General features: G+C 43.4%; 16 protein-coding genes. 3 read left to right on the top strand and 13 right to left on the bottom strand.

Annotated features, from left to right (window positions below):
* Window positions 1–35: 35 nt before the first annotated feature.
* Genes FR741_RS18145 through FR741_RS18135 form a run of 3 tightly spaced genes read left to right on the top strand, consistent with a single transcriptional unit; the run spans window position 36 to window position 5250 of the window.
* Complete coding sequence (locus FR741_RS18145; RefSeq protein WP_167427371.1) at window positions 36–1349, top strand: type VI secretion system ImpA family N-terminal domain-containing protein; 1314 nt, start codon at window positions 36–38, stop codon at window positions 1347–1349.
* Between the two features lie 27 nt (window positions 1350–1376).
* A complete protein-coding gene (tssM, locus tag FR741_RS18140) occupies window positions 1377–4769 on the top strand; it encodes a type VI secretion system membrane subunit TssM (protein WP_167427370.1) in 3393 nt (1130 codons plus the stop codon).
* Window positions 4770–4797: 28 nt separating this feature from the next.
* Window positions 4798–5250, top strand: coding sequence for an Lrp/AsnC family transcriptional regulator (locus FR741_RS18135; RefSeq protein ID WP_005373369.1), 453 nt, complete (start codon window positions 4798–4800; stop codon window positions 5248–5250).
* Between the two features lie 54 nt (window positions 5251–5304).
* On the opposite strand, the gene tssG is transcribed toward FR741_RS18135, so the two are convergent.
* The 13 genes from tssG to FR741_RS18070 all read right to left on the bottom strand — a co-directional run bounded on the left by tssG (window position 5305) and on the right by FR741_RS18070 (window position 20836).
* Window positions 5305–6303, bottom strand: coding sequence for a type VI secretion system baseplate subunit TssG (tssG, locus tag FR741_RS18130; protein ID WP_167427369.1), 999 nt, complete (start codon window positions 6301–6303; stop codon window positions 5305–5307).
* Window positions 6300–8048 (bottom strand): type VI secretion system baseplate subunit TssF, encoded by a 1749-nt coding sequence (tssF, locus tag FR741_RS18125; protein WP_006741090.1) that lies wholly within the window; start codon window positions 8046–8048, stop codon window positions 6300–6302. The genes tssG and tssF overlap by 4 nt, the downstream gene beginning before the upstream one ends.
* A 10-nt stretch (window positions 8049–8058) precedes the next feature.
* Entirely contained in the window at window positions 8059–8469 is a 411-nt protein-coding gene (gene tssE / locus FR741_RS18120; RefSeq protein WP_005392634.1) for a type VI secretion system baseplate subunit TssE, read from the bottom strand.
* Window positions 8470–8530: 61 nt separating this feature from the next.
* Window positions 8531–10006, bottom strand: coding sequence for a type VI secretion system contractile sheath large subunit (gene tssC / locus FR741_RS18115; RefSeq protein ID WP_005392635.1), 1476 nt, complete (start codon window positions 10004–10006; stop codon window positions 8531–8533).
* Between the two features lie 8 nt (window positions 10007–10014).
* Window positions 10015–10521, bottom strand: a complete 507-nt coding sequence (tssB, locus tag FR741_RS18110) for a type VI secretion system contractile sheath small subunit (RefSeq protein WP_006741091.1) — start codon at window positions 10519–10521, stop codon at window positions 10015–10017.
* Between the two features lie 26 nt (window positions 10522–10547).
* Window positions 10548–12116 carry a type VI secretion system protein TssA gene (gene tssA, locus FR741_RS18105; protein WP_167427368.1) on the bottom strand — a complete coding sequence of 523 codons (1569 nt, stop codon included), beginning with the start codon at window positions 12114–12116 and terminating at the stop codon, window positions 10548–10550.
* A complete protein-coding gene (locus FR741_RS18100) occupies window positions 12103–14103 on the bottom strand; it encodes a serine/threonine protein kinase (protein WP_167427367.1) in 2001 nt (666 codons plus the stop codon). Before FR741_RS18100 ends, tssA begins: the two co-directional genes overlap by 14 nt.
* Window positions 14104–14340: 237 nt before the next feature.
* Window positions 14341–15285 (bottom strand): hypothetical protein, encoded by a 945-nt coding sequence (locus FR741_RS18095; RefSeq protein ID WP_167427366.1) that lies wholly within the window; start codon window positions 15283–15285, stop codon window positions 14341–14343.
* Window positions 15278–16270 carry a DUF2169 family type VI secretion system accessory protein gene (locus tag FR741_RS18090; protein ID WP_167427365.1) on the bottom strand — a complete coding sequence of 331 codons (993 nt, stop codon included), beginning with the start codon at window positions 16268–16270 and terminating at the stop codon, window positions 15278–15280. The genes FR741_RS18095 and FR741_RS18090 overlap by 8 nt, the downstream gene beginning before the upstream one ends.
* The gene (locus FR741_RS18085; protein WP_167427364.1) at window positions 16251–17570 is read right to left on the bottom strand and encodes a hypothetical protein; all 1320 of its coding nucleotides are present in this window, start codon (window positions 17568–17570) and stop codon (window positions 16251–16253) included. The genes FR741_RS18090 and FR741_RS18085 overlap by 20 nt, the downstream gene beginning before the upstream one ends.
* Window positions 17571–17681: 111 nt before the next feature.
* Window positions 17682–18164: a hypothetical protein gene (locus FR741_RS18080; protein WP_005392644.1), complete on the bottom strand. Its 483-nt coding sequence runs from the start codon at window positions 18162–18164 to the stop codon at window positions 17682–17684.
* Between the two features lie 2 nt (window positions 18165–18166).
* The gene (gene tssI / locus FR741_RS18075) at window positions 18167–20245 is read right to left on the bottom strand and encodes a type VI secretion system Vgr family protein (RefSeq protein ID WP_109169809.1); all 2079 of its coding nucleotides are present in this window, start codon (window positions 20243–20245) and stop codon (window positions 18167–18169) included.
* A 72-nt stretch (window positions 20246–20317) separates the two neighbouring features.
* Complete coding sequence (locus FR741_RS18070) at window positions 20318–20836, bottom strand: Hcp family type VI secretion system effector (protein WP_005373415.1); 519 nt, start codon at window positions 20834–20836, stop codon at window positions 20318–20320.
* Between the last annotated feature and the right edge of the window lie 245 nt (window positions 20837–21081).

The following is a 21081-nucleotide window of genomic DNA, read 5'->3' as shown; positions in this document are numbered from 1 at the left end:
TTAATACTTCTATATGATCAGTTGGAATTTGCCTTATGTTTTTTAGCGACTTCGCTCGAAGACCAATCGATGAAAATAACCCAAGCGGCTCTAACCCTAATGGCTCTGAAGACTTTGACGAAATAAAACGTCAAATAAATAATCTTAATAAAGTCACCGGAAGAGTCTCTTGGAAAACGGTTCAAACACTCTCAAAAAAAATCTTGAGCACTCACGCAAAAGACTTACGTTGTTGCTGCTACTTCACGGTCGCATCAACATATAACGATGGTCTAAGAGGCCTTGTTGAAGGGTTAAATTCATTGCTTGATGTGTGTGTCGTCTATTGGAACACCGCATACCCTGAACATTCAAAGTCAAAAGCACGAATGAGCGCAATTGAGTGGATGGTGGAGCATACTGAAAAACGTATTAATAAGCACCGTGCGTTGCCGGAAGAACTTCCACTGATTGAAGCTGCGCACCAGTTGTGTTTAAGAATAGAGGAAGAGCTTCGCCTTCATTACGGTATTCAAGCGCCTTCATTTGGTCGCATTCGTCGTATCTTAAATCAATGGGCTGAACAGATAAAAGAACAACAACATGCCATAGAGTTACGCGAGAAAAAACAAGCAAATACTAACGCTTCAGCTTCCGCACAGGCAACACCTGAAATTAAAGTGAATGTATCTCCCTCTCCTGCCCCGGACTCGCCATCCCCCCTCAACAACAGTGAAAAAACGACCCCAACAAAGCCCGGCCGATTTATGATCTACTTCATCATTGGCTTGATTGTTACGGCGATATGTTCACATTTTGTTTACGAACAACAACGCTATCGAACGCTGGAGCAAAAAATTAGTCAATCTTCACTTAATGAACTTGTAAAGTTGGTCGCCTCGTTAGATTACGAAAATAAAAAATATGCCCAGTCACTGAAAACACCAACTATTAATCGCGTAGATATTATGATGAATAACTGGTTTTTAGACTCGGCCAAAGTAAGTAACGTCAGCGAGCTCGATAGCTTGACCAATGAATTAATCGCAATCTATCCAGATTCATCTTCTGCCCAGCAGCTACGTCAAAACTTTTTGACACAGAGCGCCCATTTAGAAGACCAGTTTATGGATGTGTATAAGCGATTCTCAGACGCAAGAACGGTGTTTGCCAACGTAGCTAGACAGAATGTAGATAAGAACTCTAAAACGGCGTACGAATATAGTAACTCACTATTCCCGCTTCTAGGTCGTATTGAATACGCTGAAAAGTATTCACAGCAAAAGGAAATTGACCGCGCAACCCTTTTACTGAACATCTACCTATATAAATTGAGTCAGCTACAAGCTGAAAAAACTGACAATAAATAACAATACAATTAAAGAAGTTTTAGGCTTATGTTCAAACAAAAACTGTTTAGAAATCCAGTTGTGATTTCTACTATATTAACGCTTTTAGTGGCGATAACCATTACCGCTATTTATCTTCTTTTTCTAAAAGATGCAGATAAACTGTATCTTTGGCTGAGCCTTGGTGTTATCGCCATTTTCTACATCACTTTTCAATTCACACTATGGTTGAAAAAAAAGAACAGCGCTAAAGCTCAAAATTTGGAAACTGAGGAAGAAGCTCTTTCTATGGTTATCCAACCTCTTCTTGCTAACTCAGGCAAGAAACCAATTTATCTGATGCTTGGTAATAAAGGGTCAGGGCGACGTCAATTTTTATTTAATTCTAGTGCAATTAAACCAATGGATCGCACGAGAACCGCTAAGAATGATTTTTTTGAATGGTACGAATCTGACAGCGCTGTATACATCAAACCTGACCAACGCTTAGTGTTTCAAGAAATATCAAGCAGTGATGCTTCTTTATGGAATACATTCATCGAAGAAGTGATTCGCCACCGACCTAGAAAACCATTTTCTGGCTGTTTATTCTTTATCGACTTCGAGTTCATGATCGTCTCTGAGCCAGAACAAAAAGAGTACACTATTTCGTCGTTATTGGAGCGCTTGAGCACTATCAACTCTAAAACGTCGTCAGCATTACCCATTTATCTAATTATGTCGAAGCTAGACAAGTTAGATGGATTTAAAGAATACATGCACTTTAGTTCTCTTAAGACACGTGTAGAGTTCCTTTCTATCCCGCTGAAAGAGGCCAAAGGTGTTTTTTCAGAATACTACCGTGATAGCTACCGAAATCTAGTTAAAGTGCTTGAAAGTAACGCGCTAGATGCATCAGCTAACTCAACAGATATCGACGAGAAACAGGCAATTCTCGCTTTCCCTAAGCAGTTTGAGCTATGTCAGTCTGAAGTCAGCTATGTTCTTGAGCGTCTGTGTGATGTTAACAACGGTGTTTATTCGCTAGATATCCGTGAAATTTTCTTTAGCTCAAATTTACAGGGCGGTCGTAAATACAATTTACTAGCAAAAAGTTGTAGTAATTACTTCAACTTACCAATTATCGCCTCAGAGCATACCCAGTTGACGGAAACACCGTATTTTTCTCGCTTTCTGATTGATTCGCAAATATTGCCTGAGAGCGATTTTGCGGGAGAAAACAAGACGTATCTTCGTCTAATTCAGAGACAAAGCCGTTTAGCCATACTCGGCTCCATTATTCTGCTTGCTGGCGGTGGTTACTTTTTTGCAACTACGTTAGACAGTAATTTACATGTGATGAATCAACTACTAAGTATTGATGACAAATCACAAGCAGAGCACGATGCAAGATTTAGTGAGCTTTTAGAAAATGCAACCAAAGCGATAGAACCGTCTTATGGGGCATGGCTTAAAGGTTCTAAGGCTTTAGATGAGGAAATATTACCACTCAATATTAGCCGTTTGGATCAAAGCACTCGCATTGCCTACGAAGCGTTACTTAAGGAAGTCGCTCAGCAGCTAATACCTCTGATTGAGAAAGGTTACCGCCTACAATTAGCACAAAGTCAAAACGCTTTCACGCGCGCTTTACCTCTATTGAAGGGGTATTTAATGCTTAACGATCCATCTAAGCGTGATATCCGTTTTTTACGTCATCAAACACTCCAAATGATGAGTGATTTGAGTAACCAAAGTGACGTCGTTGATCAGGCCATGCGCTACTTAGACGCCTACTTTCGCACACAATTTGCTCCAATCGATATCAACATGGATCTTGTTCGTGCAACACGTCGCTCATTACTTGCAAATTCGAATGTCGACCTCGTGTATGCAGGCATTTTAAACGAAGCAAGCTCTATTGATTTAGGAACATTAGATCTGCAACGAGCCGTCGGTTTTGAGTTTAGCAATGTATTTAATACGCCAATCGATAGCGAACGCTTAATCGTCGATAAGATCTATACCTCCACTGGTTTCAGCACCTTTTATCGACCACGCGTGGACTTAATGTCACAACGAGTAATCAGCGACAACTGGGTTCTAGGTCTATCGCAACATGTCATCCCTACCAACGAAGAGCAAGAAGCCTTTAAAGAAGAAGTGCGAAAAAAATATACTGATGACTACATCAATAACTGGCGTAATGCGCTGAGTGAGCTCAAAGTCCAAAACTATGACAACGTTGGTGACCTGACCAACGCGATAGACTTAATCTCTGGCCCTTCTTCACCAATGACAACGGTATTGAAGCAGGTCTATGCCAACACACAATTTTCACCCGTTGGCGAAAAAAGCGCTCTAATTTCAAAACTTGACCCGAAACTCGCGGCAGCAGCAGATTCTGCATCAGATGCCGTAGAAGAAGTGGTAAAGCCTGATTACTTGCTAATGCAACGTGTTGAGCAAGCCTTTCACCTATTAAACCAGCTTCAAGTGAGTGAGACACCAAACTCCCCAACTCCTTGGGATGAGACCGTTGCAGCGTTGAGCCGTGTTCGCACCTACATGAAGGACATCGCCGACGCGCCAGATCCACAAATGGCGGCGCTAGCAGCAGCACAGCATCGAATGAACAGTACTGAGGCGGACCCATTAATCAAGCTTAAACAGATTGCACAAAAATCACCAGAACCCGTTCGCAGCTGGTTACTAGATGTGGTTCAGCAAAGCTGGTCAGTAATGATTACAGAGTCCGCAAAAGGCATCCAAACTCAGTGGTACAGTGAAATTTATACCAAGTTTAAAGAGATTGGATTAGGGAAATATCCATTTGACCTAACAGCGACCGAGGAAATCTCAATTGAAGATTTCGAATTGCTATTTGCTTCAGGTGGCTTGTTAGACACATTTATTCAGAAAAACTTTGCACCGTTCTACGATACGAACTTGTGGACGCCAAAGCAGGTAGATGGCGAGACGATGCCAATCTCTCCAGCTCTGCTAGTGCAACTACGCAACTATAATGTCATTCGAGATACATTAATTAATAAAAGCACCAACCGAGTTCATATTCCGTTTAGTGCAAGAGTACTCGACCTTGACTCTAGTGCAATTAGAGCCAGTTTAAAAATTGCGGATACCAATATGAGTTACTACCACGGTCCAAGCCGAATTCGTGAAATGGCCTGGCCACCGCAAAATGGTGACTTCAATATTAGTATCACACTCCAGGATGTAACCGACGAAGGTAGACAGCACGTTTTAAATAAGAGTGGTCAATGGGCGATATACAGATTGCTAGGTGACTCGACCTTGACAAACACTCATAACGGCAGCTTTGTCAGTGACATAAAAGTGTCAGGGAGGGACTTAAGCTTACGCATCACTCCATTGACGCAGAAAAACCCATTCACTCTTGCTGAGCTATATAACTTTACGCTCCCAGAGTCGATTAAATAACAATATAAAAACAAAATAGGCAGAACACATGATTTCAAACATGACTTTACAAGGTTTAGATAAATTAGATCGAAAAATACTTTCAAGTCTATTGTCAAACGGGCGTGAGTCTATTGCGAATCTATCTCGAAACATTGGTTTGTCTCGTACAGCAGTAGCAGAAAGGATTAATCGTTTAGAAAAGACCGGTATTATCAAAGGCTATACCGCACAAATTCGTGTAGAAAACGAAGGGCGCAAAGCCGCAAGCTATCTATTGATATCTTGTGAAAAGGGTAAGAAAAATGATGTAACAAATGCGCTTAAAGAAATCCCTGAGGTTCGCTTAACAAGCGTTGTTGGTGGCAACTTTGATATTATTGCCCTAATTGAAGCGCCCGATCTGCAGTCTATTCATCATCTTTGTAACGAAATTGAGTCATTTAACGGGATTCAAAGGCTTGATACTACCGTCGTACTTCACCAGCCGATCAGCCGTTAAGCTTTTCTGACCTTTTTGATGACAACATAAAAAGCCGCTCGTAGAGCGGCTTTCTTATATGCTTCCGATAACTCGGATTTTGGCATCTTTATCACTTGGGTTACCTAACCAGAATGTTTGTCCTAAGTGGTTCCCTTCCCCATTACCTAGCTTATTCTCTGGAATACTATCTAAGTTAACTGTCAACTTTAAGTCCCACGACATCGGGTCACGCAAAATGAAACGCATCAGGCCAACCAGTGTTTTGTGTAACTCACCATCGTAGGAAAACTGCTTAAATGTTTCAAAATCGATGCTGTCGATGCAGAGGTTAAATTTGCCGTTTAAATCCGCAATGCTTTGTCCTAAGTGCAAATTTTGCCCTAATATGCAATTAGCACGGTTGAGTTTATTCCGTTGGCTTTCTGCGATTTCTACGCGGCGATATACCCACTCTTCAATGCGCACATTCGGCAGTGAAAAGTAGTGCGAAACAATACCGGATATCAGCTTTGGAGAGCGTGTACGCGTAGAAAGTTGGTTTACATAAGACAGTATTTTCGCTCGATCTAACTCTGCGACCTTACTATCTTGCATTACGCTAGATAGGCCCGCCAAGTGCAGAATACGTCCAGAGAAGGCATCACTTGCCCCGCTTTGGTACTGCACGTGATATCGGTATTTCTTCCAAACCCGGTACAACAAACTGGTGTACCGATTATGGAAAAAATCAAAGAAATCTTTTACCGGATTGTCTTCAGGATCTCGCCCTGCCAGTTTCTCAGTATAAGAAGCAGGAAGTGGTGAGCTTGAACCATGCAAGCCAAGAAAGTTGGTTTCGACTCTAGAATACTGCTGGCCATTTCTCTCCATATGAGCAATAAAGTCCATATCGCTCTTTGGAAAAGATAAGTTTGGCGAAACGCTGAACTCAATACGTTCTTGGTGGAAGTACTTGTTCTCACCGACGGCGACAAAGTTAGAGTTCGGCTCTAGTTGATAATGCTTCTCTAGCAGCAAGACTGCTTGATAGAAACTAAACTCATTCGACTTATCAGAAAGTGTATTAATCATAGTATCGTCTGCTGTCCGATAAGACTTGCCCAGTTATAAACCTCGCCTGTCGCTTCATCAAACACTTCCAGTTCGGTAAAGGAGTTCACACTCGAATACAAACGGATGAATTCGTTAAGCACCGTCGCCATCAAGAACATGTCGCCTTCATTGACAAAAAATTTGGAATTGGTGACCAACTTAAACTGATTGCCGCGTACCGAAACGCCACGAAACACACGGTCGATTGGTTTCATTTCCGAAGAGATAACCCCATCAAGTCGATGAATTGATGCACGGTGCGCTTGTCTGTCAACTCGAGAGTGGAAATCATAGGTAGAGAGAAGTACTTTAAGTACATCAATATTTGCCAGCGATAAATAGTTGAGTGACATATTCGCAATTAGCTGCCACTGAAGCTCACCATTCACTTGCGGACTGACCGATTGAGTGGGCTTGGTAATATTCCTAAACGTCGCATAGGTCGGTGATTTATGAGTCGCGTAAGTGATATCCCCCACTGACAAACGTTCCGCCAAATCTGCGTTACTACATTGCAGTTTCATGAGTACCGTTTCTGTCCCCAGTTCCGCAATATCCCCATTATGAGTATGAAATGATATGTAGCGTTCAAGGCCTCTACCGCTTACACGCTCAGCAACTTTAGATTTGTAGAACTCGCGCTTATCTCGTTGGTTAATTTGATGCTCAAATGATTCAAATTCAATCAGAGACTTTCGACGACGCTCGTCCTTACTCCAGCTTTCCACTTGCTCAATGGAATAGACTTCGTAATGCTCCTGAGTGTTGCTTTGCGGACGTACCTTGTACTCGTTACGTCGGTGCTCTAAACGAATTGGATCGCCATCTTTTTCAAATAAATTAACGGCAGGCGTACAGTGCAACTTCAAGTGTTTATCTTTAAGCACCACCTCTGACGGTAATGCACGCTTAAAGTGGAATTTGATTTTGACCGTGCTACGTTGTGGAATGCCTTTTAGCCACTCTAAGCCTTTAATGTCGAAGAACATGAACTTATCTGGCAAAGAGAAGAATTCTTGCAGCAAACGATAGCCTGCAAATGAATTTTTGCTGTAAGGCAGGAGCGCTTCGTCCTCTTCATGCCCAACTGGCTTAACGTATTCTGGCCCTAAGCGATGTTTGTAACCACCACCAACATCTAATTCGACATAATCTAGGTAACGGAACAGCCATAAAAAGACAGTTCGAGTAATATGAATCTCGCCATGTAGGTGTAATCGCAGCGTGTCTAAACCGATCCGAGACAGTTCAAGACCATGCTCCGTCGATAAAGTCACATCAATCATCGAACTGGTGCGGCTGTTGGTCTGTTCGATGTTAGTGATCGTAATTGGGTATAGATTGACGTCGTAACAAGTACGGAACAAACATTGCGTGCCCTCTACCTGTTCACTTGCCATTTCTGCGCCACGTTTCACCACGGTTTTCTCAGTAACACTTCCGGTATGCGGTTTTAGTTCGCTAATGCACAAAGACGGAATCGAACGCATGTAATGTGGCCACAGCAAAGTCATCAGAGATTGCGTCAGCTCAGGCAGTTCATCATCAATCTTCTCGCGGATTCGACCTGTCAGAAAGGCAAAACCTTCGAGCAGTCGTTCGACATCTGGGTCAAAGGTTCCCTCAGAGAGAAAGTGAGTTAACTTCGGATGATATTTGGCAAACTCACTACCCGACTCACGCAAATACGTGAGTTCATCTTGAAAGTATTTACTGTTACTCAAGTGGCACCTACTAAACGTTAAATTGGCCGTCGGTTCCCATGTAGACGTCTATCGACATTGGGACTTTACCGCCGTTATGGGAAACTTCGCCGCGAATACCAAAGCCGAGTTGTAGCGGGTTATGGTGATCTTCACGATAATTAACCTCGACATTCAACAGTCGCGGTTCAAAGCGTTCTATGGTTGACGTGATGTTTTTTTGAATGTGGCGAACTAGGTTCGTGTTGTTAGAAAGTACGTCATTAAAATCTGGTAAACCATACTCATTGTCGATCATTGCATTCCCAGAATGGGTATTCAGCAAGTCTGCGAGATGAGAATGAATAGATTCAATCAAATGCTTGTGAGAAACGACTTTCTCGTAACAGTTTTTGGGTTCACCAAGCTCAATCCGCTCTAAAAGGCGATAACCTTTTTCCATCTTCACTCCTACGAAAAAAGCAGCCAGTCTTTACTGGCTGCTTTATGGTTTCAGCAATGGGTTATTGGTCTAACTTACCAACTAAAGACAAGTCGAAGCTTGCACCCATGTACTTGAAGTGAGGACGTACAGACATTGATACTTTGTACCAACCTGGGTCGCCTTCTACGTCTGATACTTCAACCTTAGCAGCACGAAGCGGACGGCGACCACGAACTTCCGCTGGCGGGTTTTCCTGGTCAGAAACGTATTGACGAATCCACTTGTTCAGTTCGATTTCTAGGTCAGAACGCTCTTTCCAAGAACCAATTTGCTCACGCTGTAGCACTTTGATGTAGTGTGCTAGACGGTTGATGATGAACATGTAAGGAAGCTGAGTACCTAGCTTGTAGTTCATCTCTGCTTGTTTGCCTTCTGGCGTGTTCGCAAACACTTTCGGTTTTTGAACTGAGTTTGCAGAGAAGAACGCCGCATTGTCAGAACCTTTACGCATAGTTAGCGCAATGAAGCCTTCTTCTGCTAGCTCGTACTCACGACGGTCAGAAACAAGAATCTCAGTTGGGATCTTAGTTTCGATTTGACCCATGGCTTCAAAGTTGTAAACCGGTAAGTCATGCACAGTACCACCGCTTTGAGGACCAATGATGTTTGGACACCAACGGTACTTAGCGAAAGATTCACTAATTTTTGATGCCATCGCGTACGCAGAGTTACCCCATAGGTAGTTGTCATGGCTGTCTGTTACTTGCTCATCGTAGTCAAACGCCTTAATTGGGTTATCTTCTACAGAGTAAGGTGTACGTAGCATAAAGCGAGACGTACATAGACCTAGGTAACGTGCATCTTCGTGTTCACGTAGACTACGCCATTTAGTGTATTGTGGGCCTTCAAATACTGACTTAAGATCTTTTAGATTCGGTAGCTCTTCATAGCTATCTAAACCAAAGAACTTCGCAGACGCCGATGTAATAAATGGTGCATGAGACATTGCACCCACGTTTGCCATGTACTCCATCAGTTTGATGTCTGGAGACGAAGCCGACATATCGTAGTCACAAATGACTGCGCCAACAGGTTTACCACCAAATTGGCCATATTCACGCGTATAGATTTGTTTGTACAAACCAGACTTCACCACTTCTGGTGCGTCTTCGAAGTCATCAAGAACTTCATCTTTCTTTGCAGAGATCAATTCAATTTGAATGTTCTCACGGAAGTCAGTGTGATCAACCAGGTACTTAAGGCCGCGCCACGTTGATTCAATCGCTTGAACTTCTTCGTTGTGAAGAATTGCATCAACTTGCTTGGACAATTTTTGGTCGATTTCAGAGATCATCAGATCAACCAGAGATTGGTCGACTTTCTCTGTGTTCGAACTGCTTAGTAACTCACTGATGAATGCTTCTACGCCACGTTTTGCAACGTCAAAACCTTCATCACTTGGCTTTAAACGAGTTTCGTTAAGAATGCTATCCAGAAGTGAGCCTGATTCAACTAAGGCTGCTTCTTGTTCTGGCGCTTGTGCTTCTGCAGACATGATATCCCTTACTCTTCTTTCGCTTCTTGGTCGTTGCCAATGCTTAGTTCATCCAACAGTTTCTTTCTCGCGTCTTCATCTTGAAGTACTGATGCGATCTTCTTGCGGAATGCAGGAACATTACCTAGAGGGCCTTTCAGCGCCACCAAGGCTTCGCGAAGTTCAAGCAGGCTGTTTAGTTCAGGCACGCTTTTCGCAATCGCTTCTGGAGAGAAGTCCTTCATGTTTTGGAACGTTAGATCAACACCGATTTGGCCGCCTTCTTCATCAGAAAGACGGTTTTCAACGTTCACTTTAACGTTTGGAGACATGCCTTCTAGCACTTCGTTAAAGTTGTCTTTATCGATATTGATTGGAGTGCGTTCTTCAATTGGCGTCTCATCTGCACGTGCAGTAAAGTCGCCAACCACCATCATGCTTAGCGGCAGTTCTACGTCTTCTTGCGTATCGCCAGTTGCTGGAACATAACGGATATTAATTCGCTCTTTAGGAGCCACCGAGCCGTCACGTGACATAATTCGTTCCTTATCTAACTCTTTAATTAGTCATAAATTGCTTTCCACTCTTCATACTTCTCAGGTAAAAGATCCTTACTTCTGAATAACTGATGGAGTGTTTTTCGAATCAGGTCTTCTAACTGCGACGATAAGTGGGGTTCCCAGCTCGCGAGATTAAACGCATTTTGTACTTCCCACCCCTTCTCAAGATACGGCAAACACAACGGGTATAATCCAACAGACTGGTAAGCTGCTATCAATTGTAAATACAGCATGAACTGTCCACGCCCTGAGCCATCCAGCTCAAGTTTGCGGGCGAGTTCTGCGGCATATTCCCCTAGATTTTCTAGAGTGATATCCTCCACCAGCAATGAATCTTCTTCAGCGATCACAACCGTCTGTACAACAGTTTGTGCTGCCGATGAAGTAGCATCTTGAGTAGACAACCAACTCAATGTTGCTTCATCTGCAAATGGTATAGAATTCTTAAAAGAGAGGCGTTCGATGCCCTCCAGTGACTCAACAAACCGCTTTACTTCTTGTTTCACGGCAAGTGCTGCGTCATCAAAACCTAAGTTAGTAAGCATCAAATACACGAAATGGTGGCCTGTGAGCCAAAATGGCGCGTCAGTTAGCGTGCGCTCCAAACGTTTAATCGTGTCGATGTCACTTTCCTGATTGGCTTTGTCGCGGTATTCCGCTTGTTGATCGGACGATACCGCCAAGCTCAATGGCGTTTGATCGTTTTGGTGGTCAGGTAGACCATCAATGTCATCCCAAGTCAGATGACGATAAATTCGGTAAGCCAGCGGATCACTTGGATTCGCATGAAGCATGACTTCCGCGACTTTTTTTAACGTGCGTTTTGAAGCCGTAGGCGATGAGAAATCTGTATCGACATCGACTTCTTTTGCTACGGCTTTCTTAACTGGCGCAGGTTTAGGGGCCGGCGGAACCGTCTTCGCTGAAGCGGTTTGAACATCGTTCTGTGCTGGCGTTTCTACCGCGGCAGGCTGCGTAGCTGGTGCCGCTTGTTCGATGGTAGCGACTGAGTCATCGCTCTGGTCATCGGCAGCTGCTTGTTGAGATAAAACATTGAGCTGCGTGCGAATCTCAAAGAAGTCAGCTTCGGAGTCTTGGTAAACATCGTCGTACTGACGCTGCACTTCTTCAATCGCCGAAATACAGCCTGAAACTAATTCCCAAGATTGCGCACTGTCCGCAAGCTTAGTGCTCATCAATTTAAATTGATGATTCAACCACTCCACCGCTCCGTCTCTACCGCGTTTCCGTGACGGGTAAAGATCACTACCGAAGCAAGCTAACGCCTCATTAATCAGTTTCAGACCTTGCTCAAAACCTTTGAGCCCAGATTCCTCGGCAAGCGCTCGTACTAAATAGCAAAGTGCTTTTAAATCTTTACTATGATGCTCGAGCACTTCCATCGCATTGGTTTTTACTACATTCCAGTCGACTGTTTCGCCAAATAGAGAGCCGAACTTTTTTACCTCGGCTTCCATCATTTCATAGCAAAACTCGTAACGGGCATCGTTTCCCACTGGAGATTCATCAGAAATAGGATTAAGCAGACGATCGATATCAATGTTGGACAAAATTCACGTCTCCTTCAGTCAAGTAGTCTCTCAATGCACGAGCTACGGCAATGGCACCATTTGCAGGCTTAGAAAACTGATGACTCTGATTAATCGCATCCGACGCCATGCTATCTAGAATTTTTGTGATTTCTGTAAATTTTCTTGGCGCATTTCGTTCTAAATCAGCAAGGGACTCATGCAATTTCTGTTTGTCGAAAATGGATTGCTCCATCACCGTACTAAACAAAATAAATTCGCTTCTTGCGATGATTAAGTCTGTTATTTTTTTTTCTAGTTCTGGCGTATTACCAAAGTAGTCTTTGGCTAATTCAGCTTCTTCAATCGCTTTGGTATAAAAGTGCGCCTCTGCATGTCTATCAATGGAGTCATTAATATTTTCCATCACTCTCTTTGGTAAGATTTGGCTATAGAAATATGCCTGTGACTGGTTTAATAACCACGCCTCTTTCATTTCTTCTTCTGCGAGCTTAGCTTCACCATCTAAAATTAAGTGAGCAATCTGCTTATCACGACTGCCAGCAATGGCAGATACTTTCATGGAATCAACAGAGGCGACATTCAAACCCGACATCACTTTAGTCAGTGTTTCGTCCGCATAGGGAAACAATGCACCATCACGAACGAGTTCCTCTCGTAACGTGACAAGCTCCTTGCGTAAATCCACTAATGTCTGTGGTAGTCCATCAGCTAAAGCTTGATAAGACTTCAACTGAGTCTGTTTTTCATTATATAAACCCGAAAGGCTTAATTGCTGAACTCGATACGCTTCTCGGTAGGCTTTAGTTGTATCAACGCTCTGCTCAGTTTTTGCTAATACTTCTTTGATTTTCCATGGCGGCTCAGCCAAAAAAGAAGCAGTATCTGTGGGCGTGATTGTGTGACTTAAAGGTGTCGTTTCTTTGGCAAAAATAGCATCCAATGCATCCGAATTTTGCTGATACAAATAACTTCCTGTCATTGCCACCACACTCAACACTAAACTCGCCTCCAATAGTTTGAAGCGTCCGTACGCTGTTTTATCATTCGACTTACAGTGTGTAAGCAGAAGATCCGCATTACGCAAGCTACTGAAAATTGGTGCGTTAGAATTTGAGTTAATCGATTGAGTATCGATTCGTGCTAACTGCTGGGCGAAAGAAATAGCGGTATAGCCATGCCCTCTTGGTTTGTTGATGACTTCTTTAAGCAATTTCCAAATATGAGCCGGGATCAAAGCCGGACGCTTTCGGTCTTTTAACTGCTTATTCCAAGCATCACCAAATATTGATCCTAAAAATAGATGTCCAGCGAGCAAAGCGAGAGAGTAAACATCATCTTGCGGTTCCGCGATGCCAGTTTCTATATAAAGAGGGGAAGCGTAGCTCAAGCTTGCCTCTGCGTAAGGTTCTGTCTCTCCAATGTAACGAGCAGCGCCGAAATCAATGAGCTTAACGTAATCGCCTTCACTCACTAATACGTTAGATGGTTTAATATCAAGATGACAGATACCTCTTGTATGCATAAACTCTAGAGCGCCAGCGAGTTGATACACCAACCAAGCGATGTGGTCGTGGCGGAAGCCTTTAGAAGAATGACGCTCCATTTTTTCCGCCAGTGATTCACCTTGGATCCACTCGTACATCAAATATGGGCGTTCGAATTCGTTGCCGATTTTTACAAAGTTAGCCACGCTAGGGTGTTGAGAAAGCTCCAGCCTGCTCGCTTCGTTAATCAACATTTTGCTCGCAAATTCTGGCGAGTCATCATTGATAACTTTGCAACAGATTTGCTTCTCTGGCTGCCCTTTTTTTGCAAGATGGTAAACCGTTGTCTTACCATTTTTAGAAGGAAGCTTGTCTAATACATCAAACTGTGAAAAAAGCACGTACTCAAGCTTCGGCTTATTTTTTTCTGCTAGCCTTTGCTCATTCAGTTTCTTTTTCTCAATAGCTTTAACAACCAACTGATCGATATATCCTTTGGCTGTACTCTGATTATTAGACACTTAGTACTCTTTCATAGAATAAATATTATTAGAGTTGAATAATATTTTCTTGAACGTACTTGTATCAAGGTTGGTATTTAAAACAAACAGTAAGCCTATTATTTTAGTTATTATTACTAACTTATTAGACCTTTTTACTTACGCTTTCACTGCATGAGTTATACGCTTTTTCGTGTTACAAACTTCAACCTAATAATATGAGTATATTTTCATTGCCATTTGATCGATGAGTGCCTACTAACATTGCAGCAACTGGAGAATCCCCTTGTCACCATGAAAGTCAAACATTAACAACGTGGTTGGTTGCCTAAAATGGTGATCTCTGACCGCAAAGGCGATTAAGGCTAGAGAAGAGCAACTGCCCAACGTGCCCCACAATTCGTTAATAAGCTGTGGCTGTTCTGGATTCGTGAACCGTTCCGCTTTAGCCCCCAGAGCAAAGCCGTAATCTTCCGTGTGCATGCGAAGGTTCGTCATATCGGAATACACTTCACCAAATAAATCGAGCTTTTTACTCGCACGTTGAACAAGTCGAAACATACCTCTTCGGTCTGAAGTATTTAATTCCGTATCAATATAGCCAAGTTGCGCTTGAGGCTTAAGTTTCAATGTCTCTATGGTATTTCTACGGCAAAGAATTAAACCTGCCCCACCCTCGCTCGGAATAACGCCCCATGGATTATTCGTACTCATTACCATCGCATCGTCGATGAGTGTTTGCATCGAATTCACCAAGGAATCGACACTGATACACATCATGGCATCGTATTTATCCAATGATTTCATGGCCTGGAGAACGAAACTAGGCCCACTGGCATGAACGGCATTCACCACAGAGAGAAAGTCAGCGTAGTGACTTTCACCAAGCCATTCTTGCACCTTTACTAGTGAAATAGACGCAGGCACCGCTATAAGTAACGGAATCGGCTTTAAAGAACGCGGCAATTGTTCCAACAATGAATCAAGTAAGTGGGTTATTAACTCACACGTTTTCTCAAACTGTTCCATTTCTTTGGTGTATTCGATTTTTGCGTAAGTAAATCGCTCGATACCATCACCCCCTACACATTGGTCGAATCTTCCTAAATCAGCATACGAAACTGCACTGGCAATATCTAAATTCATACCGGTTGGCGTCATCACTTCCATACCTAGCACGTAACGGCCTGTTGAATTATGCATGCTCACTTACCTCTTCCAACTTAGTGATCGATGTCGACACCAACAAATGCTCCTTGCCCTGACAAGGAAACGCGGCGGTGTAACTGATTGATATAGTTTTCTTTTCAGCATCAACGAATAAGGTGTACATCGCCATATCAACTTGATAGTTATCGTTATTAAAAACGGCAGTTGCTCGATATTTCTCTTTAGGAATGCGGAATGAAAGCGTGTCATCATGACAAAAGCCACTCATCATCAAACGCTCCCCCCCACGAAGAAAGCCTTTGCACTGCTGATCAATAGGTGCGCTTTGGAAGAACCGCTTATCAAAATCGAGTGGCAACATTGGCTTGCGGTTCTCAATCCAATCGTCATCGAACGTGCCGGCCAGCTTCTGGCGCGACTCAAAGAACGGAGGGACTGGCCCGAACCCCGCAACGCGTAGTTTTTTCGCGGCGGCACTCCAGTCCTCTCGAGGATAAAAAACCGAGGGTACTTTCTGTTCAAGCAATTCTTTGTTGGAGTCGGCAACCCCACCACCTATTCGGTTACGTAAATCACCGCCTACCGCGCAAGTGTAATCAATGTCTTTTTCAATAAATGGGATTGGATTACTCAGCGTGATACTGCCAGCATGCTCAACCCATACGCGTTCCCCGTAAATAGCGAGAGTCTTATCGATATGACCATCAATCAACACGCGGCATTCTTGGTATGTCACCGGCTTTTTCGCGTAGCTGCGCGCTTTGCCGTAAACAAGTACGTCTGTGTTGTCTTTGGTATAAGCGAATTCGTGGTCAACTTTCATCGCAGAGAAACCTTCTTCGCCCAAATATTGGGGATCATCGAAGATTTCACTTTCACCTAATTCGTGCCAAACCACACCATCGAATTGCCATGTGCGTTTGGCGACCACAACCCAGACTTCATCGCCGTTTTCGTCACGTTGAAAACGACCTTTAAGTGATAGCTCAGGGTGCGCCTCAATATCCCATAACTGCATTGCTATTCCTTAAGTTGAATCGTTCGCTCGCAGAAGGTGCGGCCTTTAAATTGTTAAAGTTCCAGTCTTGTTGATGAATCGGCATTGCCATATCCCAAGGCACGTAGGCTCTGGATTGAATACAGAGTTGACGCCATAGCCAATCGCGGAACAGTACATCAACGTTAGCATCTTGCATCGCCTCTAACGTAGACTCAAAACTCAATGCGTAACCCAAGCGGCTAGGTAGATTTTGGATGTGTTTTTCATCTTCCACCCACTCATTGAGAAGATCGACGATCTCTTCCCATTCATACTCGACACCAACATCTTGCGGAGTCAGAGGAAGAAGCTTTCCGTAGACGACATACAAAGCTTGAAGCCAAATTTCACCCTCAGCTTCCTCCAGACTTTCCAAGTGCTCGATGATTTGGGGCATCAACTTCCAATCACCACTCAGAGCAAAATCAACAGGTGCTAATGAAGAAGAGATATCAAACGCCTCAAACTCTTTTAACTCAAGCAACTTGGCATAAGTGAGCACTTGCGCTGATGGTAATCCATTTGGTTCGATGCCAAAGCTCTGACGGAACCAAGTGCCTCTGTCACGTTTGGTAATCAAACGTTCAAATAGATATTGTTCGCTGCCTGCATTGTCATTGAGCCAATCAATCCCCTCTTTCACGTCTTGTAAAGCGAGTATTGGCAAAGCAACATGAGAGCTAATGATGCTGGCTTTGTGCCAGCGCTTGATGAGAGAAGCACTTAATGTCTGGCGGACACGTAAGCATTCAAAGTAAAACGCACTGGATATCGCATTACCCTCAATAAGCTCCGAAAGCGTGCTATCCATAGACTCAACCGGAGATTGTACGGCAATGACCATTGCAGTTTTAGCGTCAATATCTTCGAGCAAACTCAAGCCGCACAAAAGGTTATCCAACTCTGAGCCCAACTCGCCCTGTAGCATCAGCCAGCTGTAGATTTCTGGCTCCTGGCCTCTTAACTGATGAATCAACCCCGGTGCTAACCGATAAAACGACAAGTACGCCTGCTTCAGTTCTTCAATTTGGCGTTCAATAAGTTTGAGATACTCCAACTCACGACTTGGATAACCCCTTTTGTGAATTTGAACTCGCTGCCTGATTAAAAAACCGATACTTTCAGAAGCAATGGACAGCTTTTCATTACAGAAATCCAGCCATTTTACTGGCAACTGGGAAAGGTCATTCACAGCGCGCTCAGCTTTTGCTAACGCGCCTTCGACTTCTTGATTGGTTATGGGTGCCTTTAGGTGCTCGGCACCGATTCTTTGTCGCATCTAGTTATCCGTTATTAGCGTGCCATAACGCGATTGCAATTAGTTAATACAAAGTGATTAGCTAACTCGGCGTGACTTGTTAACACAAAACCATTAGCTAACGCGATGTAACTAGTTAATTGCGATCGTTCCGCCTTGAATTTTTTGTGCTTTTTCTGCTTGAGAAGTGACGTACTTCGCTTTAGTGGTAATTCGTCCATCGCGCCCGCTATAGCGAGTTTCTGTCTCACCACTTTTGACTACCAACTCTTGTTCTGTCTCGATAACCATCTTCTTCGCTCGCAATACAAACTCATCAGAGTCATCCAGAATGGAGAAAAAAATGTCCGTCACAAGAGGCAAGCTTAAGTCGTCGTTCAAAAACTCAATTCGACAACTTAATCGATTATCGATAGCCATTTGCAGTTCAGAACGACGAAAGCCACGTCCTAGTCTCGCAGTGAGTGGCTGCTTAAATGGGTTACCATCAAAATCAACTCGCACACTGCCCGTAGACTCATTGATAGCCACTATTATTCCAAAACGCGAAAAGCAAGCCGTTGATTCGGCTTGCTGCTCTGATATTACTTCTGTTGTAAGAGGTTGTTTTTCCATTGTTAGTTAACCACTACGTTGCCACCTTTCACGACGACTTTGTCACTGCCTTCGATCGTAATAGCCGAGCCTGATAACTTTATTGAACCATCACTGTTCATCACTAAAGAGGAACCACCCGTTTTCAATACAATCTTGTCGCCACTGATGATTTGCGTCGCACCATCGGCTTTATAAGCGGTGTTACCTTTCACTGATACCGTTAAGTTGCCACCAACCGTCTGGTTATCATCCGCACCAATGTCTGAACTCTTAGATGCACCGATAGTAAGGTTACTGTTTTCACCAATATCTAAATCATCATTTTTACCGATCTTAGTCGTACGGTTATCACCAATTTCTAAGTCAGAATTGTTTTTCACATACTGGGCTTCGTTCGCGTTGTATGTGACGGTAACGTCCTGCTCGACTGTCTCGGTAAACGTACTGTTTACTTGTGTCGTTTTATGCCCATGAATGGTTTCTTTATGGTCACCATGAACTTCATTCGTTTGGTGACGTGCAACCTTTAAGAATTCATCTTGACCGATATCACGGTAACGGTTGTTGAGCACCTTGGTAGACATGTCTTTTTGAGCGTGAATATAGACTTCTTCTTGGTTCGCTTCGTCTTCAAAACTCAACTCGTTGTAACCTGTTCCTTTATGCGTTTGCGTGCGGAACGTGGTACGAGTTTTGTTTTCTGGCAAAGAGTACGGTGGGAAATGCAAACCGTTGTAAACTGCGCCCGTAACTAACGGACGATCTGGATCCCCCTCAAGGAAAGTCACTACGACTTCATGGCCAATACGCGGCAAGTAAACAGCGCCCCAAGTTGGCGCCGCCATGGATTGACTTACGCGGATCCAGCAACTTGAGTGTTCATCGTTATCGCCATAGCGATCCCAATGGAACTGTACTTTCACTCGACCAAGTTTGTCGGTGTAAATCTCTTCACCTTCTGGTCCTACAACGACCGCCGTTTGAGGGCCATCAACCACTGGTGCTGCTAGTTTAGGCGCTTTAAAAACCACATCACGTGGAATACATGAGAACTGGTTGTAGTAAGTGGTTGGCATACCACTCGCTTCATCTTCATGCACTTGCGGATCTTGCCCTGTGTGCATTACAGACAACATGAGGTAATCGCGGTTAATCTCAGAACGTGGGTGGTCACTGACGTTAAAGCTGTAACCAGATGCTAAGCGCATTACGTCACTCGTTGCTTCCACTTGTTGATTATCGACTATGTGTTCCGACATCCACTCCGTGGTTCTCACTTGGCCCATCAGCGGGTCAACGTATCGTCCAGGATAATCAAACTGCTTGAGATCTTGGTCGAGCTCGCCAGCCTGTGTCATCTCTTGTGGAATTTTAGGGTGTTCGTAGTTGTAATCTGTGTACGTAACCTGTCCCGTTCTAACGCGGTTAACTAACTCGAGATCAGAGATATGTTCGCGATCGGCAACACCGCCACCATCGGCATGATAAACAATCGGCCCAATGTATGAAGCATTTAGTGGTGAGCTTATCAAAGGTGCAATCGCGTCATTACTGTCGACAATGACCATCGTATGATTTGAATCGCTATGGTCAAAGTAATACCACATACCGTGTTCAGCCATCATGCGCTGCACGAAGTGCAAGTCAGACTCACGATATTGCAGAACGTATTCTTTTGGAGGATAAGTACCCGACACTTCAAATCGGTAATCGGTGACTGCCCCATCATCGAGTACTTCTGTGATGATGTCTTGCGCTGACTTTTGCTGGAAAATACGACAATCTTGGCGCTGAGATAAGAACCAAGCTTGAGGAACTAAAACTAATTGATAACGCGAAAAACGACGTCCAGTCCCTAAGTAACGAACTTCATTCACCACGCCGTTGAACACACGCGCAGCCCCAACACCTTGTCCGTAAAGTGTCAATGTTCCAGCTTTACGTATTAACTCATCGAACGAGATATCTGGATCAAGTGAAAGTAATGAGAGATTGATGTGGAAAGGCTTAGATAACTCTTCATGAACATGAAAGCTCTCAACCCGAAATTCATGCCCACATCCAGGCACTTCAAATTTAAATTCTACGTCATTCACCATATCTTTTACCTGATACAAATAATCGAATTAGGGCCAACAATCGTTGGCCCTGAATCTTTACGCGACGAGCAATTAAGCTTCGCGTGGAGCACGCCAGTCGTCGTTACCCGCAGTACCACAGTTTTCGTGAGTTACTTCGATCGCACGGTAAGTGAACTTAAGCACTTCTTCTGTCACGCGGTCAGCTGTTGCTGCGTCTTGACAGTGGTTCATACGAGTTTGGATATCGACAAGTAGCGCATCAATCAATTTGATTGAGTAGTAGTGCTCTTGTTTACCTTGAACTGAAGTACGGTAGAAGCGGATCACACACTCAGGAAGTTTTTCGCCAGATACTAGTGCGTTGAATAGTAGTGGAGATGAGCGATCTTGAACTTTAGTTACAACAAGTGGACGGTGTACACGTTGACCAGTTGGCTGACCACTTTGTGGATCACGTGGAACAGTTAGCACGTGATCAAGTTCTTGTACTAGGAACTCATCAACGTGAGCTTCTTGCCATGTGTTACCTACTGAATCTGCAGAGTAAGTATCTTTAGTAATATGGCCTTGAGTCTCACCTTGGATAGACATATATGCTGGAGTTGGCATCGCTATTTCCTTTTCTAAAATCTGTTTTGTTTAAATCACCAAATCGCTTATCACCGCGACTACTTGGTATAATCAAAGTCCGTGCCAACTTTAAAAACACAACAAAAACAACGAGTTAAACAAATTAAGACATTATTCACTAATATCTTGAGTACAATTTATTGGATAAAAAAACAAAAAGTTGGATTAAGATAATAATAAATTGTTCTAATTTTAAAAAGTGAAAATAACCATATAAAACTGTG

Source organism: Vibrio diabolicus, assembly GCF_011801455.1.
Lineage (GTDB): Bacteria > Pseudomonadota > Gammaproteobacteria > Enterobacterales > Vibrionaceae > Vibrio > Vibrio diabolicus.
This window is presented reverse-complemented; position numbering and strand designations above follow the sequence as displayed.

Bases quoted from the DNA above. Each gene is read 5' to 3' on its own strand.
- FR741_RS18085 (WP_167427364.1), bottom strand. From the start codon at position 17,570: ATGCGACAAAGAATCGGTGCCGAGCACCTAAAGGCACCCATAACCAAT.
- tssB (WP_006741091.1), bottom strand. From the start codon at position 10,521: ATGTCACGTGACGGCTCGGTGGCTCCTAAAGAGCGAATTAATATCCGT.
- FR741_RS18145 (WP_167427371.1), top strand. From the start codon at position 36: ATGTTTTTTAGCGACTTCGCTCGAAGACCAATCGATGAAAATAACCCA.
- FR741_RS18095 (WP_167427366.1), bottom strand. From the start codon at position 15,285: ATGCATAATTCAACAGGCCGTTACGTGCTAGGTATGGAAGTGATGACG.
- FR741_RS18070 (WP_005373415.1), bottom strand. From the start codon at position 20,836: ATGCCAACTCCAGCATATATGTCTATCCAAGGTGAGACTCAAGGCCAT.
- tssC (WP_005392635.1), bottom strand. From the start codon at position 10,006: ATGTCTGCAGAAGCACAAGCGCCAGAACAAGAAGCAGCCTTAGTTGAA.
- FR741_RS18080 (WP_005392644.1), bottom strand. From the start codon at position 18,164: ATGGAAAAACAACCTCTTACAACAGAAGTAATATCAGAGCAGCAAGCC.
- tssM (WP_167427370.1), top strand. From the start codon at position 1,377: ATGTTCAAACAAAAACTGTTTAGAAATCCAGTTGTGATTTCTACTATA.
- FR741_RS18135 (WP_005373369.1), top strand. From the start codon at position 4,798: ATGATTTCAAACATGACTTTACAAGGTTTAGATAAATTAGATCGAAAA.
- FR741_RS18090 (WP_167427365.1), bottom strand. From the start codon at position 16,270: ATGCAGTTATGGGATATTGAGGCGCACCCTGAGCTATCACTTAAAGGT.
- tssE (WP_005392634.1), bottom strand. From the start codon at position 8,469: ATGGAAAAAGGTTATCGCCTTTTAGAGCGGATTGAGCTTGGTGAACCC.
- tssG (WP_167427369.1), bottom strand. From the start codon at position 6,303: ATGATTAATACACTTTCTGATAAGTCGAATGAGTTTAGTTTCTATCAA.
- tssI (WP_109169809.1), bottom strand. From the start codon at position 20,245: ATGGTGAATGACGTAGAATTTAAATTTGAAGTGCCTGGATGTGGGCAT.